Source organism: Duganella paludis (assembly GCF_054461335.1).
In genome coordinates, this window is record NZ_CM136922.1 from 2,642,442 (window position 1) to 2,664,067 (window position 21,626).

At 59.7% G+C, this 21,626-nt stretch carries 18 protein-coding genes; 5 read left to right on the plus strand and 13 right to left on the minus strand.

Going from position 1 to position 21,626, the window contains the following annotated elements; all coding sequences use genetic code 11:
* Positions 1-92 precede the first annotated feature (92 nt).
* The 4 genes from dnaA (at position 93) to ACXZ1M_RS11965 (ending at position 7,482) form a co-directional block, all read left to right on the plus strand.
* Positions 93-1,496 carry a chromosomal replication initiator protein DnaA gene (gene dnaA / locus ACXZ1M_RS11950; protein ID WP_459053367.1) on the plus strand — a complete coding sequence of 468 codons (1,404 nt, stop codon included), beginning with the start codon at positions 93-95 and terminating at the stop codon, positions 1,494-1,496.
* A 102-nt stretch (positions 1,497-1,598) separates the two neighbouring features.
* Positions 1,599-2,705 (plus strand): DNA polymerase III subunit beta, encoded by a 1,107-nt coding sequence (dnaN, locus tag ACXZ1M_RS11955; protein ID WP_459053368.1) that lies wholly within the window; start codon positions 1,599-1,601, stop codon positions 2,703-2,705.
* A 100-nt stretch (positions 2,706-2,805) separates the two neighbouring features.
* Positions 2,806-5,316 carry a DNA topoisomerase (ATP-hydrolyzing) subunit B gene (gene gyrB, locus ACXZ1M_RS11960; RefSeq protein WP_459053369.1) on the plus strand — a complete coding sequence of 837 codons (2,511 nt, stop codon included), beginning with the start codon at positions 2,806-2,808 and terminating at the stop codon, positions 5,314-5,316.
* A 153-nt stretch (positions 5,317-5,469) separates the two neighbouring features.
* Complete coding sequence (locus ACXZ1M_RS11965) at positions 5,470-7,482, plus strand: DUF2075 domain-containing protein (protein ID WP_459053370.1); 2,013 nt, start codon at positions 5,470-5,472, stop codon at positions 7,480-7,482.
* Between the two features lie 55 nt (positions 7,483-7,537).
* Here ACXZ1M_RS11965 and ACXZ1M_RS11970 read toward each other — a convergent pair whose 3' ends face one another.
* The 7 genes from ACXZ1M_RS11970 to ACXZ1M_RS12000 form a co-directional block, all read right to left on the minus strand.
* Complete coding sequence (locus ACXZ1M_RS11970; protein ID WP_459053371.1) at positions 7,538-7,804, minus strand: PAAR domain-containing protein; 267 nt, start codon at positions 7,802-7,804, stop codon at positions 7,538-7,540.
* A 39-nt stretch (positions 7,805-7,843) separates the two neighbouring features.
* Positions 7,844-8,914 carry a T6SS immunity protein Tli4 family protein gene (locus ACXZ1M_RS11975; RefSeq protein ID WP_459053372.1) on the minus strand — a complete coding sequence of 357 codons (1,071 nt, stop codon included), beginning with the start codon at positions 8,912-8,914 and terminating at the stop codon, positions 7,844-7,846.
* Positions 8,907-10,595 carry a PGAP1-like alpha/beta domain-containing protein gene (locus ACXZ1M_RS11980; RefSeq protein WP_459053373.1) on the minus strand — a complete coding sequence of 563 codons (1,689 nt, stop codon included), beginning with the start codon at positions 10,593-10,595 and terminating at the stop codon, positions 8,907-8,909. The genes ACXZ1M_RS11975 and ACXZ1M_RS11980 overlap by 8 nt, the downstream gene beginning before the upstream one ends.
* A 10-nt stretch (positions 10,596-10,605) precedes the next feature.
* Complete coding sequence (locus tag ACXZ1M_RS11985) at positions 10,606-13,380, minus strand: type VI secretion system Vgr family protein (RefSeq protein ID WP_459053374.1); 2,775 nt, start codon at positions 13,378-13,380, stop codon at positions 10,606-10,608.
* 11 nt (positions 13,381-13,391) lie between these two features.
* Positions 13,392-14,327: a type VI secretion system baseplate subunit TssG gene (tssG, locus tag ACXZ1M_RS11990; protein ID WP_459053375.1), complete on the minus strand. Its 936-nt coding sequence runs from the start codon at positions 14,325-14,327 to the stop codon at positions 13,392-13,394.
* Entirely contained in the window at positions 14,291-16,111 is a 1,821-nt protein-coding gene (gene tssF / locus ACXZ1M_RS11995; protein ID WP_459053376.1) for a type VI secretion system baseplate subunit TssF, read from the minus strand. The genes tssG and tssF overlap by 37 nt, the downstream gene beginning before the upstream one ends.
* A 113-nt stretch (positions 16,112-16,224) precedes the next feature.
* Positions 16,225-17,133 (minus strand): hypothetical protein, encoded by a 909-nt coding sequence (locus tag ACXZ1M_RS12000; RefSeq protein WP_459053377.1) that lies wholly within the window; start codon positions 17,131-17,133, stop codon positions 16,225-16,227.
* Between the two features lie 213 nt (positions 17,134-17,346).
* Here ACXZ1M_RS12000 and ACXZ1M_RS12005 point away from each other — a divergent pair, with 213 nt between their 5' ends.
* Complete coding sequence (locus tag ACXZ1M_RS12005; protein WP_459053378.1) at positions 17,347-18,033, plus strand: substrate-binding periplasmic protein; 687 nt, start codon at positions 17,347-17,349, stop codon at positions 18,031-18,033.
* 7 nt (positions 18,034-18,040) lie between these two features.
* Here ACXZ1M_RS12005 and ACXZ1M_RS12010 read toward each other — a convergent pair whose 3' ends face one another.
* From ACXZ1M_RS12010 to soxX, 6 genes are read right to left on the minus strand one after another with little or no spacing between them, the layout of a single operon-like run.
* A complete protein-coding gene (locus tag ACXZ1M_RS12010) occupies positions 18,041-19,306 on the minus strand; it encodes an NAD(P)/FAD-dependent oxidoreductase (protein ID WP_459053379.1) in 1,266 nt (421 codons plus the stop codon).
* Positions 19,303-19,614 carry a c-type cytochrome gene (locus tag ACXZ1M_RS12015; protein WP_459053380.1) on the minus strand — a complete coding sequence of 104 codons (312 nt, stop codon included), beginning with the start codon at positions 19,612-19,614 and terminating at the stop codon, positions 19,303-19,305. Before ACXZ1M_RS12015 ends, ACXZ1M_RS12010 begins: the two co-directional genes overlap by 4 nt.
* A gap of 10 nt (positions 19,615-19,624) precedes the next feature.
* Complete coding sequence (soxA, locus tag ACXZ1M_RS12020) at positions 19,625-20,380, minus strand: sulfur oxidation c-type cytochrome SoxA (protein ID WP_459053381.1); 756 nt, start codon at positions 20,378-20,380, stop codon at positions 19,625-19,627.
* A complete protein-coding gene (soxZ, locus tag ACXZ1M_RS12025; RefSeq protein WP_459053382.1) occupies positions 20,377-20,703 on the minus strand; it encodes a thiosulfate oxidation carrier complex protein SoxZ in 327 nt (108 codons plus the stop codon). Before soxZ ends, soxA begins: the two co-directional genes overlap by 4 nt.
* The gene (locus ACXZ1M_RS12030) at positions 20,703-21,149 is read right to left on the minus strand and encodes a SoxY-related AACIE arm protein (RefSeq protein WP_459053383.1); all 447 of its coding nucleotides are present in this window, start codon (positions 21,147-21,149) and stop codon (positions 20,703-20,705) included. Before ACXZ1M_RS12030 ends, soxZ begins: the two co-directional genes overlap by 1 nt.
* Positions 21,146-21,625, minus strand: a complete 480-nt coding sequence (gene soxX, locus ACXZ1M_RS12035) for a sulfur oxidation c-type cytochrome SoxX (protein ID WP_459053384.1) — start codon at positions 21,623-21,625, stop codon at positions 21,146-21,148. The genes ACXZ1M_RS12030 and soxX overlap by 4 nt, the downstream gene beginning before the upstream one ends.
* Between the last annotated feature and the right edge of the window lies 1 nt (position 21,626).

The window sequence follows — 21,626 nt, forward strand, 5'->3', positions numbered from 1 at the left end:
AAGGCGAGCGAGAGTAGAATAGCGCGTTACGTGTGAAAAACTTCAAAGTTGCCCACACCCTTATACAGCAGTAAAGAACAAGATAGCGATTCATGGAAAATTTTTGGCAGACCTGCTCCGCCCAGCTGGAGCTAGAGCTGACGCCGCAACAATTTAGTGCTTGGATCAAGCCGCTGATCCCCCTCGATTACGAGGCGGGCAAGCTGCGCGTGGCCGCGCCTAACCGTTTCAAGCTGGACTGGGTGAAGACCCAGTTCGCCAGCCGCATCACGGCGCTGGCCTGCCAGTACTGGGAACAGCCGACCGAAGTGCAGTTCGTGCTCGACCCGCGCCTGTCGGCGCCGCGCAAGGCCACCACCACCGCCCCGGTGCCGGACCACAACGGCGGCGCGCCGAGCAACAACGCGCGCATGGCCATGGCCGACCCGGTGCCGTCGGTGCCGGAAATGCCGGCCTCGGCCCCGCCGCGCCGCGAGCAAAGCCGCATCAACACCGACCTGACCTTCGACAGCTTCGTCACCGGTAAGGCCAACCAGCTGGCGCGCGCCGCCGCCATCCAGGTGGCGAACAATCCGGGCGTGTCGTACAACCCGCTGTTCTTCTACGGCGGCGTGGGCCTGGGTAAGACCCACTTGATCCACGCCATCGGCAACCAGGTGATGGCCGACCAGCCGGGCGCCAAGATCCGCTACATCCACGCCGAGCAGTACGTGCGCGACGTGGTGACCGCCTACCAGCGCAAGGGCTTCGACGACTTCAAGCATTACTACCACTCGCTGGACATGCTGCTGATCGATGATATTCAATTCTTCGGCGGCAAAAGCCGCACGCAGGAAGAATTCTTCTACGCGTTCGAAGCGCTGATCGCGGCCAAGAAGCAGATCATCATCACCTCGGATACCTATCCGAAAGAAATCACCGGCATGGACGACCGCCTGATCTCGCGCTTCGACTCCGGCCTGACGGTGGCGATCGAGCCGCCGGAGCTGGAAATGCGCGTGGCGATTCTGCTCAAGAAAGCCAAGCAGGAAGGCGTGACCTTCTCCGACGACGTCGCCTTCTTCGTGGCCAAGCACCTGCGCTCCAACGTGCGCGAGCTGGAAGGCGCGCTGCGCAAGATCCTGGCGTACTCGCGCTTCCACGGCAAGGACATCACGATCGACATCGTGAAAGAAGCGCTGAAGGATTTGCTGTCGGTGCAGAACCGCCAGATTTCGGTGGAAAACATCCAGAAAACGGTGGCCGACTTCTTCAACATCAAAGTCGCGGACATGTACTCGAAACGCCGGCCGGCCAACATCGCCCGCCCGCGCCAGATCGCCATGTACCTGGCCAAGGAATTGACGCAGAAGAGCCTGCCGGAAATCGGCGAACTGTTCGGCGGCCGCGACCACACCACCGTGCTGCACGCCGTGCGCAAAATTGCCCTGGACAGAACCAAAAATCCGGAATGCAACCACGAATTGCACGTGCTCGAACAAACGCTCAAGGGCTAGCCGCAAGCAGGCTTTGGCTTTATCATTTAGTCAAACCTGTCCAGCTGCTCACAAGGCAAAAGTACTAAATCAACATCGTTAAATTTTTACTGAGGATAATCTATGCAATTGGTCAAAACCACCCGAGATACGCTACTCCGGCCACTGCAGATCGTGAGCGGTATTGTCGAGCGTCGGCACACTATGCCGATTCTGGCCAATATCCTCATCCGCAAAGAGGGCGAGAGCGTATCCTTCCTGTCGACCGACACGGAAGTCCAGATCACCACCAACGCTGAAATCGGCTCCGGCGCCGAAGTGACCGGCACCACCGTGGCCGCGCGCAAGCTGCTGGACATCCTGCGCGCGCTGCCGGAATCGGGCGATGTCACCATCACCCTGCAAAACAAGCGCCTGGCCGTGCAATCCGGTAAATCGCGCTTCGCGCTGCAAACCCTGGCGGCCGAAGAATTCCCGACCGTGCAGCAGGCCGACAGCTACAGCGCCACCGTAACCCTGCCGCAAAAAACCCTGAAGCACCTGTTCAACATGGTGCACTTCTCGATGGCCCAGCAGGACATCCGCTACTACCTGAACGGCCTGCTGCTGGTCCTGGACGGCAACAACGTGATCGCCGTGGCCACCGACGGCCACCGCTTGGCGTTCTGCCAGGTGGAGACCGAGCAGACCTTCGCGCGCCAGGAAGTGATCATCCCGCGCAAGACCATCATCGAACTGCAGCGCCTGCTGGAAGAAAACGACGAGCCGGTGCAGTTGGACATCGCCGCCAACCAGGTCAAGCTGACCTTCGCCGACATCGAACTGATTTCGAAGCTGGTGGAAGGCAAGTTCCCTGACTACACGCGCGTGATCCCGAAGGGCTACAAGAACGAATTCACCATCGGCCGCGATGAACTGCTGCGTTCGCTGCAGCGCGCGGCCATCATGACCAGCGATAAATTCAAGGGCGTGCGCTGCATCATCACCCCGGGCAGCATGAAGATCAGCTCCACCAATGCCGACCAGGAAGAGGCAGTGGAAGAACTGGAAATCGACTACGGCGGCGACAGCGTCGACATCGGCTTTAACGTCACCTATCTGCTGGACGTGCTGAACAACCTGAAATGCGACCAGATCAACGTCGCGCTGGGCGACTCCAATTCGTCGGCGCTGATCTCGATCCCGGAAAACACCGACTTCAAATACGTCGTCATGCCGATGCGCATTTAAGTACTTGTCGTCCTCGCGCAAGCGGGGCCCCATAGTCAGCATGGATTCCCGCCTGCGCGGGAATGACGTCCCGTAATACGTTATATTCAGAAAGCAGCACATGTCCGAAGAGAATGCAGTCCCCGTCCCAGCTCCAGCTCCAGTGGTAAAGAACGAAGAATACGGCGCCTCCTCGATCCAGATCCTGGAAGGCCTGGAAGCCGTCCGCAAGCGTCCCGGCATGTACATCGGCGACACCTCGGACGGCACCGGCCTGCACCACCTGGTGTTCGAAGTGCTGGACAACTCCATCGACGAATCGCTGGCCGGCCACTGCACCGAAATCCACGTGACCATCCACTCGGACAACTCGATCTCGATTACCGACAACGGCCGCGGCATCCCGGTCGGCCTGAAGATGGACGACAAGCACGAGCCGAAACGCTCGGCGGCTGAAATCGTGCTGACCGAACTGCACGCCGGCGGCAAGTTCGACCAGAACTCGTACAAGGTCTCGGGCGGCCTCCACGGCGTGGGCGTGTCCTGCGTGAACGCACTGTCCAAACTGCTGCGCGTGACCATCCGCCGCGACGGCAAAGTGCACCAGATGGAATTCGTGCGCGGCGTCGCGCAGAACCGTGAAATCGAAACCCGCGACGGCGTGCTGGTCTCGCCGATCAAGGTCATCGGCGAAACCGAAAAGCGCGGCACCGACGTGCACTTCTGGGCCGACGAAGAAATCTTCACGCACGTGGAATTCCACTACGAAATCCTGGCCAAGCGTATCCGCGAACTGTCGTTCCTGAATAACGGCGTCAACATCAAGCTGACCGACCAGCGCACCGGCAAGGAAGAACTGTTCGCGTTCGAAGGCGGCACCCGCGGCTTCGTCGAATACATCAACAAAGCCAAGACCGTGCTGCACCCGACCGTGTTCCAGGCCACCGGCGAACGCCAGTCGGACCAGAACACCACCATCACGGTGGACGTCTCCATGCAATGGAACGACGCCTACAACGAACAGGTGCTGTGCTTCACCAACAACATCCCGCAGCGCGACGGCGGCACCCACCTGACCGGCCTGCGCGCGGCGATGACCCGCGTCATCAACAAATACATCGACGAGAACGACTTCGCCAAAAAAGCGAAAGTAGAAATCTCCGGCGACGACATGCGCGAAGGCCTGACCTGCGTGCTGTCGGTGAAAGTGCCCGAGCCGAAATTCTCGTCGCAGACCAAGGACAAGCTGGTGTCGTCCGAAGTGCGCGGCCCGGTCGAAGAGATCGTCGCCAAGACCTTGTCGGACTACCTGCAGGAAAAACCGAACGACGCCAAAATCATCTGCGGCAAGATCGTCGAAGCGGCGCGCGCGCGCGAAGCGGCCCGCAAGGCCCGCGACCTGACCCGCCGCAAAGGCGTAATGGACGGCCTGGGCCTGTCCTCGAAACTGGCCGACTGCCAGGAACGCGACCCGGCGCTGTGCGAACTGTACATCGTCGAGGGTGACTCCGCAGGCGGCTCCGCCAAGCAGGGCCGCGACCGCAAGTTCCAGGCGATTCTGCCGTTGCGCGGTAAAGTGCTGAACGTGGAAAAGGCGCGCTTCGAAAAGATGCTGTCGTCGGAACAGATCACCACCCTGATCGCCACGCTGGGCACCTCGATCGGCCCGGACGAATTCAACGTCGAAAAGCTGCGCTACCACCGCATCATCATCATGACCGATGCGGACGTCGACGGCGCCCACATCCGCACCCTGCTGCTGACCCTGTTCTATCGCCAGATGCCTGAGCTGGTCGAACGCGGCCACATCTACATCGCCCAGCCGCCGCTGTACAAAGTAAAGGCCGGCCGCGACGAGCGTTACCTGAAGGACGATGCGGAAGAAGCCGGCTACATGATGAACGTGGCGCTGAGCAGCGCCGTGCTGACCCCAAGCGAAGGCGCCGAGCCGATCCAAGGCGAAGCGCTGGGCGAGCTGGTGCGCAAGTTCAACCTGTCCAACGTCATCATGACGCGCCTGACGCGCGTGATCGACCGCGCCGCGCTGACCGCCATCATGACCGGCGTCACGCTGGACATGAGCACGCAGGAAGCGTCGGAAGCGTCGGCCCGCGCGCTGCAGGCCAACATCAACGACATCGCGGTGAAAGTCACGGTGCGTTCGGACGAGCTGAACGAACAACACCAGCTGCGCATCGAGCGTATGCACCACGGTAACATCAAAGTCAGCACCATCGACGCCGACTTCGTGGAAAGCGCCGACTACCGCGTGCTGGCCGAAGCCGCCGCCACCTTCACCGGCCTGATCGGCGAAGGCGCCTACGTGCGCCGCGGCGAAGGCGAGCGCACCAAGGAATCGGCCGTGGTCGACTTCCACCAGGCGATGCAGTGGCTGCGTGACGAGGCGGAACGTGTGGTCTCCAAACAGCGCTACAAAGGGCTGGGCGAGATGAACCCGGACCAGCTGTGGGAAACCACCATGGACCCAACCGTGCGCCGCTTGCTGAAGGTGCAGATCGAAGACGCGATTGCAGCGGACCAGATCTTCACCACGCTGATGGGTGATGATGTTGAACCGCGCCGGGCGTTCATTGAGAACAATGCGCTGCGGGCGGGGAATATTGACGTTTAATTATTTCGTCGCTTTACTCGAAAAGCCAACCGCTGCGGTTGGCTTTTTTTATGCTCCGCCGATATAAACATTTAGTTGATTTAGGAAAATGCCAATGATTTAATAGCACCATCAAGCAAGCTCAACAGGAGAGATTTTGAAAGTCGCTAAATAATGCCGGCATACTATCGAGCGACCATTGCAGAATTTCTCAATGCTGAGCCGGACCGAATAATAGGGTCGCTGCAAGTTGCGTATGCTGCAGATGGCTTCTCTTCACAATACTCCAAACAGACTCAAGCTTGGGCCACGGCCATCCCTATCCTCCAAAACGAATTTCGGTCACTCATTTTGGCGCGCTCTGCCGCTGCAAACTGGACCATCGTACTTGAGTATCCCTTGTACCGCTTGCGTAAGCGGATCGATGTGGTGGTGCTTACTGAGTCACTAGTGATTGTCATCGAATGCAAAGTTGGTAGCACGGACTTTCCTGCTCAAGATAGGCGGCAAGTCGAACAATATGCGCTAGATCTTCAAGATTTTCATGAGGCCAGCAGGCTCTATCGTATAGTTCCTATTCTTTGGAGCACCGCCGCAATTCACTTGCCAAGTGACTACCCAGAATATGCTTCACAAAGTGCTCAGGTCGCGCCGGTGATCTATGTCGGCGCCCAAGGTTTAAGCGCCCGAATTGCCGCGCTCAACGCAACGAGCAGCGTCCCCCACATAGTTGCTGAGGCATGGGACTATTCCGCATATCGACCTGTGCCGAACATAATCGAGGCCGCTACCAGCATCTTCTCGGGCCACGACATCAGCGCCATTGCGAATGCAGATGCAGACAACCTGCACGTAGCCTCTGCTCGACTCATCGCGTTAATTCGAGAGGCACAAGAGCAAAAGAAACGCTACATGTTGTTCCTTTCTGGAGTGCCTGGCGCGGGTAAGACACTGGCGGGGCTACATGTCGTTCATGGCGCCATATCCACTGGGGTCGAACACGAAGGCGACATCGTCTACTTGTCCGGCAATACCCCGTTGGTCGTCGTTCTACGTGAAGCGTTGTCGCTCAATGAATACGAACGCAATCGATCCAGCAAATTGGATGACATTCGACGTAGCGTACGAGCACGCATTCAACACATCAATGATTTTCTGCAGCAGGGAATTCTGCACGACGCGAACACGCCTCCGCATGAGCACGTCATCATCTTCGATGAAGCCCAACGAGCTTGGGATGAAAAACAAGGCCTAGAGAAATTCAATCGCACGGCATCCGAGCCGGAATTGATTGTAGAGCTAATGGAACGCCACAAAGATTGGTGCGTTTGTATTTGCCTGGTGGGCGGCGGCCAAGAGATCAACTCCGGAGAGAAAGGCGTTCTAGGCTGGGGTGACGCACTACGAAAACTTTCGATCGAGCGCCAAGGCCAATGGACGGTCTTTGCGCCGCCTCATGTACTGCATGGCGGCGTTTCAGCAGGCTCTTTTACGTTGGGGGAACTACCCACAGCCATCAGCACTTACGAGGAGAACGAACTCCAGCTATCAGTGCCAATGCGCAGTTACCGCTCACCTAAGCTCAGTCAGTGGGTCAATCACGTTCTAGCAGGTGACATAGATGCGGCACTCGCGACAGCAATGGAACTGGGGGCATATCCCCTTTACGTAACCCGCTCACTTCCGAAAGCTAAACAATGGCTGAAAGGGCACGCGAAAGGCCATCGGCGGTACGGACTGCTCGCTAGCTCCGGCGCTCGAAGACTCAGAGCCGATGGAATAGGGACTTTTCTACACGCTACCTCTGGCGCAGAAATCGCTCACTGGTATCTGAATGACCCTGGCGATATTCGTTCCTCATACGCGCTCGAAGTGCCGGCAAATGAATACACATGCCAGGGATTGGAGTTGGACTTCACCTGCTTGTGTTGGGGCGGCGATCTGCTCTGGGACACGAGCCAGAGTACTTGGCAGCATTCTCGACTGTCTGGAAACGCCTGGCAAAAACAGCGAACGCCGGTAGCACAGCAGTTCTCCGAGAACTCCTATCGCGTCTTGCTAACACGAGCGCGGGAGGGAATGATTCTTTGGGTACCAGAGGGTGATGCGATAGATCATACTAGGGCGCCTGGGCCACTTGATGCAACTGCCGAGATCCTCGTTCGCTGTGGTTGCATCTTGCTGTGATCGCGATGAATCAGCACTCGTCTAAACAGTGTGGCGCTGACAATACAAGAATCTGTTAAGACGAGGAGAAGGTTTTGATCGTAGAGATTAGCGTCGCACCACAACTGGTCTTGTCGCCATCGTAGGCCACGGCTTTGCCGTTGATTTGATGTTTTGAGTTTCCACTGACGATAGTGCAGTTCTGGTGTCCCGTCATTGGGCACATGCACTTGTCGCCCACGAGGGCAACCGGCTTGCCACTGACGGTGAAATACGTAGCGCCAGACTCTATGACCTTGCCACCATGTGATGTCGGATCACCTAACCGAATTACGTTTGTCATTCCGCCTCCAAGTATGTTTCTTCACTCGATCCACGAGGATTAGTCGCGCGCGCGAATTGAGTTACTAAGTTTGTCCCAAAGAGATATCGCCTCCTCGTCGGTGATGCTAGGTTGTATCCCTCCTGTTCTGTTGCCCTTGACCCCTGTGTACATGGAGATTTTCAGAACAGGTAGCATGGGGTTGTTCGGCTCGCCATGGCTGACAAAAGCGAACTCATGGGATTCGCCTTCTTTCACCTGAGGTGGTTTTCGCGCCAACACTTCGAAGCCGTCCCACCTCCCAATCTGGCGTCGACCACGACGGAGCATTTTTATTCGCAAGTACCAGGCACCGTTACCTGATTGATATGCCATTTTTTCGGCCTCAGCTAAGCGAGTATCCAAAGCATCAGATTCAACGATGAAAGGTTTCAAGGACGTCGACATTGAAAAATGAACGTCCGGATACTCCGCCAGTCTTACCCCTAAGGTCAAATTTTCATACTCCAACTTGGCTGCCCCTCGGATGAAGCCTCCGTCGATACAGAGACCGGGCCCAACTGGTATCACATCTGCGGTTCGTGATTGCAACATCGGAGCTACGACGTTCATCGTGTGAACTAACTCTTCTAGTTCATTATTTTTACTATATGCTTCACCCTCTTGAATGAAAATATCCTCGCCAACTTTGAGGTAAGACTCAACTCGATAAAATGCTCCACTAGATGTGCTTACGCCAAACAAAATCTTTTGGTTGGGGATAGCCCCGTCCCTTACCGTACCAACTAACGAGCTATTTCCACTAAGCGCTCCTGAAGCGTAAGCACGATCCCGTTCGATCTCAAGCAGCCTACTGGCCACAATTAGGTCTAGATCAGGCCCTTTGCGTGGAAGTCTTTCAGTATTTAATGCAGCGTCCGTAGGCCCATAGACCACTTGTGCGGTCGTAGGAACATCGATCAAAAATCGCCCAACGCAGACTGTCTTCGTCTTGCCAGACATCTGAACGAATTGAGGAGAGATAGCTGACATACGTCCTCCGACAGGATGAATAAATGCAGCGAAAAAGAACACTAAGGCAAGGCTGACAAGGCCGCCAAGAAAAAATCTGGCCCGAAGAACCTTAGGCATTGCTACTCCACTGCATTGTTTGGATGATACGGACAAGGCTGAACATAGTCGCTTTTAACACAGTCTCGTCTTTGTAACTACCTTGATGCTCATAACCGCTCTGACGAAACACACCCTTGAATTTTCCACTTAACAGCTGATGTTCAGATGATCGCAACGGCACGGTCTGATCACCTGCACCGGTACTTGGTCCTACTAAAATCTCGCAGAGATCATTAGCCTTTGCTGCCGTTGGAAGCAAGTTACAATGACCTTGACCGTTGTCCGACGCTATATTCCAAGCGGACCAATCCGGGCGGCGAGCTTGGTCATTCAGAACCCAATCGACGAACTCCCAAGACGCTCTGTCCACGTCTGCAGAATAATGTGCGTAGCTACATGAGTGATAGGTAGAGGTAATGCGCTCATGAAAGAGCTTGGCCTCCTCAAGCAAGTTACAGGTATGTTGAAAGCCACGACCAGGCCGACGAGCAGGATTAATCCATTGCTCTCGAAGCAGCCCGTACCATTTTCCTTGCAGCTGATAGATTTCTTTGTAAGGATCGCCATATTGTGGAAGCCTCGTAAGCACAACGCCGCCTTTCCGCCTTACCCTAAGCCACCCATTGCCGTATGCTTTGCTAGGTAGAAGTTCAAGTCCTCCCTGAGAATTCGCCATTACAGCCGTGACCTCATAGCCATAATTTCCAAGAACCTTCGGGGGAATGGAGGCGCCAGCGAACCCTTCTTCAAACCCAGAGCGCATACGTTTATATGCGGCGGGAGCGCCAATCGCAGGCATCGCTCCATGGACGATACCAAGAACCTGTTCCGCCAGACCGCCCATCTCTGGATGAACCAAGGCTCTAGCAACGAGCCCCCCCATCGAGTGTGTAATGACAATAACCTTCTCGCATTGATAGCCTTGGGATCGGTATTTTTCCATGAGAGTGCGAACTCTTGCCGCGACCGCCACGGCGGAACTAGCATTCGATTTTAGCCAGTTATAGCCTATTGCATGGACAGGAAAAAAACATCCTGCTAGTGCTTTTCTACATTCAGCTTCTGACAATGGTGTCAAGGAGGGAGTAGAAAAGGCCTTAAATTCCTCTGGTGATTTATCAAGAACCGATTGCCAAAATTTCCCCAATATAAACTTGTTTAAATATTTCTCACAACTTTCCAACAACCTTCCGTAGCTGGAAAAATATACTTCTCCCCATCCTCGCTCCATCGCCTTCTGTTCTTTCGTTTTTCGATTACTCATCGTTCTAGGGTCGTCAATGAGTAGCGGCGTATTGCCCTCGATCTGGAAGTAAACATGGATATCACCAACATCATGCCGCTCCGCTGCTGTTTCTGATGGATCACCGGTTGGACTGTGTTCAGGGTCGTAGATATCCACCTCTGTGCTATCTGGATCCAAGCGGCTTTGCCTGTCGGCGGCATCGACAAATAGTAGCCCTGCGGAGCCCACTAGTCTGTCAGGCCGCCAGGCGATGTTGTTGCTGCATTCCAATTCCCGCTGTCTTGCGGAGCTCATACGCAGATTGCTTCCCATAATTCCCGGTAAAAATATAATGGGCAACACCCGCTTGGGAAGCACACTCATCTTCTGAGGACTTTTATCACTTTGTGGTGTGCAGCAACCTTCTGCTCTATTGCCACCTGCCTCGACATTGACTGCTAACTGGGCACCCATGTTCCCTCCACTAATCCAAGAGCTCAATTTGATAGGTTGCGAATGCGACTTTAGTTTTGAACTTTGCGGTCAATCCATTCTCGTCAGTCTGACCTTCGATGACTTGACCATCCTCTACCGTGATGCGATAACGACGTAGCGGGACTGGGCTATCGGTAACGAAATCTGTCACCAGCACGTGCTGATCGTGTTCGACATCAACTGCAGTGATAGCCACTTTTTCCGGAGTGCCATGACCGCCACTCTCATGATTGAACTTGGAGGATTTGATTGTATGGATGCCGCTGCTTTGCTGAGTGATAAGGCCATCGCCGTATTTAACCTGGCAACCTTTCGCTGTAAGCTGTACAGACGGGGACTGAATTTCTATTCCCTCATTTGCGATGAGCTTTATTCGCTTCAGTGAAGTAATCTCAATATCACCATCATGAGCTTGGATACGAATATTTCCACTTGCTGCAATAAGCTTCATTCCACATTTGAATGCAAGTAGACTAATGCCGCGTGCCGCTCTTAGCAGTAGACTTCTTCCACTACTCAACCGAGAATCTGAAACGCTGGCAATATCAACCGACGACTGGGCTCCTAACGCCAAAGTCTTCTGGCTGCCAAAAAAACACCCCCCTGGAGCATTTACCGCGACAATAGCATCGTCATCGGTCTCAGCACCCTTCGAAGCATCCCAGCGAGCAACTTTTTCAGCCAGCTCAGCTAGCTCTGAACTATCCTTCGGGTCTTCAGCATGCTTCTCTGCGAGTTCGGCGAGCTGATTGGCGACTTGACGTGAGAGTCCGACAACTTGAGACAGCTCATCATGAGCTAGAAGTCGCCCACTCGCCTCATGCTGTGCATTCGCAGATATTAGGATGCCTTTTGCCCCACGGATAGACACAGCTTCATCACTTCTTAGTTCCGCGCCAGCTCCTCTGCTTTTGCCTTTGCCATTCGCTCGTGGTTGAGTTAAAAAACCTAAATTAAGCTCGCTGCAGCCGTGGTCACTCGACAACTGAGTACTGATTTCGCCCAAGGTGTCATCAAAACGTAGCTGATTTGCACGCCGACCTTTTACCTCATGACTTTTAATTCCGGAAAGATAGCGATTGTTTGGTAAGGAATCCGCGTTGCTAAGCGCAGGCGGATGAGCATCTTGATTGTAGAGTTGCCCGACGATTACCGGTTTGTCTGGATCCCCACCAAGAAAGCTGATCAGCACTTCCGTGCCAATGCGAGGCAAGCCAATGGTGCCGCATTGCTCCAGACTCCCTGGCCCATTGCCCGCCCAGTTGGAGGCCACACGCACCCAGGCGGAATCGGTTTGGGTATCCGATGCGCCGGAGCCGGCAGCTTGTTCGTGGTCGACGGGGCGGGTGCCGGGGAAGCGGATCTTTACGCGGCCCATTTGGTCGCAGTGCACCTCTTCGCCGTTCGGCCCGACCACGATGGCGCTTTGCATTTGCGCTTGCGGCAGGTCCGTGCGCGGGTCGTAGGCGGGGACGATGGGTATACCGCGCCGCACTGCCGTGAACTGGATGTGCATGCGCAGCGGGCCACTGGCTACTTTGTCGTTCACGTCGCGCTGCACCAGCAGTTCCTGCGCGCCGGCCATCCATCGGCTGCGGGTGAACAGGCGTTCCACGCGCAATGCAAGCGCCTTGGGCAGGTTGTTCTGCGCCGTTACCTGCAAGGCGGTGACGACGAAGTCGCGGTCCTCCGGCGGATGCTCGTCCACTTCCGGATGCTCGGCCAGTGTGAAGTATTCGCCGGCGCACAGGTCGCGCACGCTGCCTTCGCCGTGGAAGCATTTGGATTCGTAGTCGTGGCGGCGCATGCTCACCTGCCCTAGGCGGCACAGGTCTTCGTTGTCGTCGCCGGCGTGCGGCATGAGGATCTGGTAGTCGTCCAGCGGGGCGGCCAGTTCGTTGCCGCTGGGGCCTTGGTCGACATCGCTGCGGAGTTCCGCCATCATGAAGTCGCGGCCCTGGACGTTGCGGTAGTCCCAGCTGTGCCGCGTCACCATGCCCGGCTGCAGGCTGCGCACCGCGCTCCAGGAGGTGATGGTGTCCCGTTCTTCGGTGGCGGCGTCGCGGTGGTAGCGGATGGTGCCGGCGGCGTTTTCGCGCAGGCTGTCGGCGCGGTTGAACAGCACCATGATGTGCATCGGCCCTTCGCTTTCGCCGCCGGAGCGGAAGTACCAGCCGATGCCGCGCCGCTTGAGCAGGCGCCGGATAAAGTGCGCGTCCGATTCGTTGTGCTGCATGGTGAATTCGCGCTTGGGGTATTCGCGGATGTGGAAGGCTTCGTCGGTTTCGTGCCTGAAGCAGATGCCGAGGATGGGGCTTTTGTGCCGCCATTCGTTGAGGATGCGCTGGACGATTTCCACTTCGTCCATGTTGCGGAACACGCGCGTGTTGGTGCGCTTTTCCAGAATCGCCAGCGCGTCGCGCAGCACCAGCTGGTAGCTGGCCAGGCCGCCGTCGCTGTCGCCGGAACTGGCCTCGGTGACGATGCCGCATACGCTGCGCAGGTCACCCTTGTCGGTCACGAGCTGCAGCGCCGCCGGCACGGCGATCATTTCCTTCAGCGCCAGGTGGGCGCTGGCCGAGACGCATAGCACGCGGTATTCGATGCCGCCGCAGATGGTCTCCGAACCGAACACGCGCTGCGGCAGCAGCATGTCGTCGTTGATGCCGCCCGGCAGATCGAGGCGCAGGCGCAGCGGCCGGGTGCTGGTCACCAGTTCCTTGGCGAGGCTCATGAAGCCGAAGAAGTCGTTGTCGCTTTCCACGTTGTCTCCTGTTAGCTGTGCAGCAGGTACATCAATTCTTCGCTGTCGCGCGTGGCCAGTTTGCTGAGCAGGCGGGCGTTCACGCCTAGCCGGTTCTCGCCATCGAGGCGGGTATCTTGTATGTCGGCGGCGCGCTGGATCAGGTGTACTTCGTAGGTCATGCCCACACCGCAGTGCAGGTCGAGCATGGCGGCCAGCTTGCGTGCGGCGTCGCAATTGGACAGGAATTGTTCGTACGCTTCGCGGTTTAGTGGGCCGATACGCAGGCGCGCGCGGGTGTCGCAGCGGTACAGGCGTTGGCCCAGCATCACGCCATCTTGGAGGCTGACGTTGGCGCGTCCCAGGCAGGCCTGGTCTTCGGTGGGCAAGGCCTGCCATTCGCCCACCAGTTGTTCCACCGCGATGGGGACGCCGAAGTATTCCGTGTACAGGCCCGCCATCATAGGCGCGGAGACGGTCCTGCTGCGGATCTCCGCTGCGTAGAAGGCCAGCGTTTCGCCTTCGATCAGTTCCTGCTTAAGGTGCACGCCGGCCAGCGCGGTCAGGGCGTTCAGCAGGCCGTCGTTTTCGTCCGGCCGGTTTCTGGCCCAGGCCTGGTAGAACAGGGACAGCGGCCGATGCGAGAAGATATCCAGGAAGGCGCGCGGGCCGCCGTCGTTGCTGTCCCTTTCGTAGCGGCCGATGCGCTCCGAGTAGTGCAGTGGCAGCACGCCTTGGCTGCCCAGCATGCCCATGAAGGCCGGCGTCACGCGCACGCCGCTGTCGTCGCTGCTGATGTTCTCCAGCTGGTTGGGCGGGAAGCCCATCGACAGCCGGTTGCGGAAACGCGCGCTGCCCGGCCGCCAGTGCTCGATCAGTCGCACCGCCTGCACGAATTCGAAGCGCTGCGGTTCGTTCAGCAGGGTGCCGATCAGGCCAGAGTCAAAGCGCCGTTGCGAGGTGGGCATCGCAGCAACTCCTTTCCGCTCACGTGGGACAGCACAACCAAGCGCGTAAAACTGTTCAGGTGCACATGAAGTCCAAACAAGTGATCCAGCACCTGCGCGAAGGCATGGATGCCGGTGCCGGCGTAGGCTTCTTCGTCCAGCGATACGTGCACCTCGATGCCGCGCAGGTAGGCGTTGCCTTGCGCCTGCCGTATCCATGCGGTGGCCGGACGATGAGACAACGCGGTAACGCCGTCGATCATGCGCTGCGAGACGGCGCTGTCCTGCTGCGAGTACAGGCGCAGCATGGTGGTCAGCGCGGGCAGGCCTTCCTGCGTGAGCGTGCGGTGGTTCAGGGACAGGTGGGCGATCAGGCCCCAGTGCTGCGACGGCAGCCGGTGGGTTAAAGTCGGCCGGCGCAGCATGCGGATCGGGAAGTTGCCGATGGCGCTTTCGGTACTGAGGTCGCCGCCGGCGCGGCCGTATTGCAGGCCGTGCGGCAGGTTGCGGTTCGTGCAGGTCAGGTGAACGGAGGCGGTGCCGTCTTCCATGCGCAGCGGCGAGAAGTCCCGGTCCACCAGCGAGATGGAGTGTTCCAGGCCGTCCGCCATCAGTTCGTCGCGATGGGAGAGCCAGTAGCGGCCTTTGCGTTCGCCGGCGTCGCCGTGGCGCAGCGAGTAGTAGGGGAAGAATTCGGTCACGTCGCTGCCGTTGCGCGATTTGCGCACCAGCTGCACGGTGTCGATGCTGTAGATTTCGCAGGTGCCGCCACTTGCTTCGTCCGGTATCAGTGGATAGCTGCTGTGCGTGTGGGTGATGCGGATCGGCGTGGCCGAATGCGGGAACAGGTTGATGATGGGGGTGCAGCCGAGCACCAGGTTCTCGGCCGAGAGGCTGCGCAGGATGCGGGCCAGCGATGTATCCGGCAGCACGTCGGACAATGCCAGGCGCAGGGTCAGGCGCGTGCAGCCTTCGGGCGCTTGCGCGATCAGGGCTGCGAGGTCGATGTCGAAGAAGTCGAATTTTTCGGGGAAGGCGAAGTATTCGCTCAGCAGGCGGTAGGCGCTCAACTCGGACGGCGCCGCCGGCAGCAACGCCTCGTTGTCTGCGAAGCCCACCGGGGACAGCGGCACGCGGTCCAGCATGCGCCATTGTTCCTCCGCCTCGATGCAGGCGCAGGCGGTGCGCATGAACAGGGCGTCGCGCAGGTTGGCGCAGAGCGAGGCTTCGCCGTCGATGAATACGCGCAGGGATCGCAACTGCAGATCGGCTAGCGAGCGCGCGGCGGCGCCTTCGATGGTGATGCAGATGGCGGAACCGGCGTCCGGCGGCAACGACAGCGAGGACGGCGCCTGGATATAGGTTTCAAACCAGGCCGCGCTGATGCTGACCGGCGCCACGGTGGCGTCGTAGACGGTACGGAAGCGGCAACCCGCAGCGCCCTGTCCCAGCGTTTTCAGCGCCGCGCCGCGCGGCAGCACGGAGACGCTGCCGACGTCGTTGGCGCGCGCGTTGCTGTAGTCGATACGCGCGATTGAGCAGGCAGGCATGGGCCGCAAGTAGTGCGGATACAGCATGCCCAGCAGCGCTTCGGTGAAGTCGGCGTTGCCGTCGTCGAGCTGCTTGGCGACGCGGGCGTTGAGGAAGGCGGACGCCTGGATCAGGCGTTCCACGTGCGGATCGGCGCAGGTTTCGTCGCGTATCTGCAGGCTGCCGGCGAGCTTGGGATAGCGCCCCGCAAACTCGGCGCCGGCGCGCCGCAGCATGCTTAACTCGCGTTCGTAGTACGGCAGCAGTTTTTCCATCGTGGGCATCCCTCAGGAAGGTGCGTCGCCAAACAGGCGGCGCAAGTCCCCGATAATGTCACGATGAGTTGGGTAGTTCTTGAGCTAACTCAACTACCGCTAATCAGCGTCAATCAGCGCGTGATGCGTTCCCAGCCCTCTTTTACCGCATCCTTGAACTTGTCCCAGGTCGACTGCGGGTGGCGGCGCTCCCACGTTACTTGCAGCTCGGATTCCACCTCGCCCCACGGCTTGTCCTTGTAGCCGGGATTGCCGGCCATGGATTCGCCGTAGCGGTAGGCCGGATCGTATTCCTGGTAGGTGCCGCCGGTGTAGGTCTTTTCCCAGTGCGAGCGGAAGTAGTCGTCTTCGGCTTGTTCGTTACCGGTCAGGATGTTCATAGTGTCCTGGTTGATGCCGGCGTTGCGCGGGTAGATGCGCATGCCGCTGCGCTGCACGGTGTTCTGGATGTCGGCCACCGCTTCGGCGGCCGCCGGCGGCATGCCGCTGACAACCTCACCGCGCTGCATCGAGCCCTGTACCAGCGGCGCCTGTTCCGAGCGCGCGAACACCACCGCCTCTTCACGCTGGCGGATGCCATGTTGTTCCGGCGCGCTTTGCTGCGCACCGATGCTGGTTTGCTGCATGCGCGCGCCGCCCTGCAGCGCGTCCGCGCCCCAGCCGCTGGAACGCCACATGGTTTCGTGTTCGTCGATGTCGATCGGGTTGAAGTCTTCGATGATGTCGGCGGCCCGCTCGGCTGCGTCCAGGGTGGCGGTGTCCAGCGCCAGCACGGTGTGGCCGCGGTTGAGCGCTTCGGCGTAGACATGGCGGTCGGCGTGGTCCTTGCCGATCAATTCACTAAACAGTTGCTTGACGTTGCCCAGGATAGAAGCGTCGTCATTGATGCGCGCGGTGCCGGCCACGCTGCCCGAATCGTGGATCTGGATGCTATCGGCATCGTAGCCATTGTGAACCAGTTCGTCCTTGGCGAGGTGAGCCTCGGCACGGGTTTCAAATACGGCGGCGAGTGTGTGGGTCATGATGAACTCCTGATGAGAGACGTGTCGCCTCAGTCTAAAATGTCTGTCAAGATGCCAGCGCCCGTTTGCCGAAAAGCAAGCTCTACGGGGCAATGGCGCGTTTTCAGAATCAGGATGCCATGGGCAAGTCCGTCTGCCTGTGCGTGGCCGAACATTCGACGGCTATAATGTGGCATGGCCTATCCCATCCGCCCTCTCACCCTTGCTTTGTGCATGAGTTCCGCCTGCGCGTTTGCCGGGCCGGGCGAGCTGGTGATGCTGGCGCCGCTCGACCAGGCCATGCCGATCGTGCGGTTCCAGAACGGCGCCATCAGCGGCGGCATCGTCAAGGACGTGGGCGACCTGTTGGCCCAGCGCCTCGGCCGCCGTGCTGTCTACCTGAACGCCGATTCGCCGGACGTCACGCCGGCGCTGAGCAGCGGCCGCGCCGATGCCATGTGCTTTGTCACGCCCTTCTGGATCGACGGCGACTACAACTGGAGCCCGCCCATGCTGCCGGACGCCGAGATGATCGCCGCCCGCAGCGATGCGCCGCATCTGACTTCACTCAAGGATTTGAAGGACAAGCCGGTCGGCACGGTGGTCGGCTATCGCTACCAGCGCGTGGAGCAGGTGCTGGGCAAGCGCTTCAAGCGCGTGGATGCGGCCAATATGGACAAGAACATCCAACAGATGGTGGCCGGCAAAGTGCCGTACACGATGATCAGCGAGGCCACGCTCAACTATCAGCAGCGCATCCATCCCGGCCTGAAGGTGCGCGCGGACCTGCTGTTCTCGTCGTACAAGGCGCAGTGCGCGTTCTCGCAGAAGTCCGCCATCCCGTTCGATGACGTCAGCAAGGCGATCGATACACTCATCAAGGATGGCAGCATCGACCAGATCATGGCGCGCTACCGCTGATACTGCGCTAGCCCAGCGTATCGGCCCAGATATTGCGCGCCCAGTTCATCGCATACTCCCCTTCCAGCGCGCTGGCGGCCGCCGACACGCCGCCCGATCCCGGCACCACCATTAGGGTTTTCTTGTCCGCGTCGTAGGCGTGGACGGAGGCGACATGGATCACGTCCGTGTCGGAGACGAAGCTGTAGCAGGTGTTGGTCAGCATCGGCTGGGCATTCGGCGCGCGACCGTTGAGCAGGTCCACCACGGCGGCGGCGCACACCTTGGCGTGCTGGTTGGCCATGTGGGCGGACTTGGGCATCAGCGGCGCCACAGCGATGGCGTCGCCCAGCACGTGGATATTCTTCGCCTGTGTCGATTCGAAGCTGAGGAAGTCCACGCCGCACCAGCGCGCGTTGGCGTTGGCCAGGCCCGTTTGCACGGCGATGCTGCCGGCGCGCTGCGGCGGGATCACGTTCAGCACGTCGGCGCGGACTTGGTCGCCCAGTTCGGAAATCGCGGTGCGGTTGGCGGCGTCCACGTCGGCGGTGCGGAAGGATGGGCGGTATTCGATGATGTTCCCGTAGCGTTCCTTCCAGATGCGCTTGAACAGCGCGCCTTTGGAGACCACGTCGTCGTTGGCGTCCAGGATGAGCACTTTGGATTTCGGCTTGTGGCGGCTGAAGTAGAAGGCCACTTGCGATGCGCGTTCGTAGGGGCCGGGCGGGCAGCGGTATGGCGCGGGCGGGATGGTCATGGCGAAGGTGCCACCGTCCGGCATGGCTTGCAGCTGCGCGCGCAGGGCGGTGGTTTGTGCGCCGGCCTTCCAGGCGTGCAGGATGCTGTCTTGCGCGCCGGGTTTGAGCATGCCGGGGAGCTGGTCCCACATGAAGTCCACGCCGGGGGAGACGATCAGGCGGTCGTAGTTGAGCGTCTGGCCGCCGGCCAGCGCCAGCGTGCGTTTGTCGGCGTTGATGCTGGTGACGGTGTCACGCACGATGCGCACGCCGTGTTTGTCCTTCAGCGCGTTGATGGACAGCGTAAGGTCGCCGATCTGGCGCGAGCCGCCCAGCACCAGGTTGGAGAGCGGACAGGAGATGAAGCTGGCGTTGGGTTCGATCAGGGTGACGTCGATGGCGTTGTCGCTCCACAGGCGGATGTAGCGGGCGGCGGTGGCGCCGCCGTAGCCGCCGCCGATGACCACCACGTGCGGCTTGGCCTGGCCGGTGATGGTGGTGCAGCCGGCGATGAGCGCACTGGCGGCGCTGGCTTGGATGAACTGGCGGCGCTTCATTTGGCGGGCTCCTTCTGCGCAGCAAAGTAGGCAGCCAGTTGTTCGATTTGTTCGTCGGTGTAGCCTTTGGCGAGTTGGGTCATGATGGTGGCTTCGCGCTTGCCGGTTTTGAAGGCGTGCAGGGATGCGGAGAGGGTTTGCTGCGATTGGCCGGCCAGGGGTGGGAGCGTGCTGCCTTTGGTGGCGCCGGCGGTGCCGTGGCATGCGGCGCAGGTGGCGGCCAGGCGTGCGCTTGAGGAAATGGTTGGCGTTTGAGCATGCGCGGCGCTCGCCGCCATCAACGCTACGAAAAACAGCATCAGCTTCATCGGTCTCTCCTCATGGTCTCACACCGGGTGTTTCCATCTTCATGCCTTGGTCGCGTACTGCAAGCCAGGCTTCCAGTTCCACCAGTTCCTTTGCGCCGAAATGGGGTACTTCGGCGCGCACGCCGCTCATGCAGTTGCGCAGGCGTCGCTGCAGTGATCCCATGCCTTGCCATTCCAGCCGGTAGATCGGATACGCGCTGGCGTGGGCTTGCGGGATGGTGCTGCCCGCCAGGCGTTTTCCCCATTGTTGATCATGACACTGCGCGCACGATAGGTTCAGTTGCCCTATGCGCTGGAAGTATTGCTGCTTGCCGCGTGCAGCCGCCGCTTGCGTGATCGCGTCTTGCGGTGGGGTGAGCGGCATGCCGCGCGACTGCATCGCTACATACGCTTCCATGGCGAGCAGCTCTTCGCTCTCCAGCTTCCACGGAGCCGCCTGCTGCTTGCGCTCGCGGCAGATGTTGATACGCTGGCCCAGGTTGACCGCCTGCCCGCTGCCCGCATCCAACGCCGGGTAACGCGCCGCCACGCCGCGCATGCTGGTGCGCGCATCGCCGTGGCAGCTGGCGCAGGATTTGGCGCTGCTTCCTGCGACGGCGTTCCATTGCGCTTCCCCTGCGGCGGTCCACAGCATGGCCGGGTTCTGCGCATCGTCGCGCTGCATGGCTTGCGTGGCTGGGCTCATGAACTCCGCACCGGAGCGGCGTTCATCCGCCGCCAGCGCTACGCCGGCAATCAACAGGCAGCCAAGCAGCAGGCGCTTCATGATGCGCTCACCGTCAACTTCATCGTTTCGGTGTGGGTAAAGCCGTTGTCGCCGTCCCATTTGAATTCCAGCGTGCCGCTTTCCGTCGCCTGCGTGAAGAAGGCGATGTAGGGGTTGGCGGATATTGCCTGGTGCAGCTCCGCGCCGAAGATTTGCTCGCCGTTGTAGCGGCAAACAAAGCTGCGGATGATGTCGCGCGCCAGCAGCTTGCCGTCCGCGCCGACGCGGTAGCCGGTTTCCATCGGGTGGCCGATCAGCGCGCGGATTTCGATCACTTCGCCGCGCTTTGCGGTGGCCGGCATGTGAATCAGGGCGCGGGCCATCAGGGCGCCTCGCCTTCTATGCATGCCGCCAGTGCGACGATGACGTCCACGCCGTGCGACCAGTAGCTGTCGTCGCTCATGCGGGCGACGGCGATCAGGCGTTGCGATGTCGCCAGGCGAATGCGGGTCGAGACTTCGGCCTTGCCGCTGCGGGGGCTGAGCGTGAACACCGCCACCTCGGTTTGCGGATTGCGCTCGGCGAAGATGGCGATGGCGATGGCGCGCACGTTTTCCGCCGCGCCGTCCACCGATACGGTGACGGGAACGGCGTTGCCGTTGTCGATCAGTTGGGCGATGTCGAATTTGACTTTGCCGGGCTGCGGCTTGGCGCCGCCGGTGAAGGTGTTGATGGCGGCGGCCATTTCGGCAGGCGTGGCCGATGCGGGGCGGACCAGCGCCAGCATCGCCATGCCCGCGCTGGCTGCGAGGAGGGCGCGGCGCTTCACTGGGCGGGCTCCTTCAGTGTTTGCAGCCATGCGATCACGTCTTCGATCTGCTGCGCAGTGAGGATGGTTTTGTCTTTGTAGGCGGCAGCCACGCGGGTCAGGCCTTCGGTCTTGTAGTAGGCGGGCATGATGGTGGCTGAGTTGAAGTGGCTGGCGTCCACGATACGCAGGCGTAGTTGTGCGGCGGTCCAGCGTTGGCCGGCGCCTTGCAGGTCGGGGGCGAGGTTGCCTTGGAAGCGTTCTTCAGGAATGGGGCCGGTGTGGCACAACAGGCAGAGGCTGAGCTGGCGATTGGCCACGATGGCGCGGCCGCGCGCTGCGTCGCCCGGGGCTGCGCCGGGCAGCGGCGCGGCGATGCCGTCGCCAGCTATCGCCGGCGGCGCGGCGGCTATGGCTGGCGGCGCGACGGCTGGCAGCAGCGCGGCGAAGACCAGCGCTGCCGCCGTCCTGCCGCGCCAACGCCAGCGCCCTGCCATG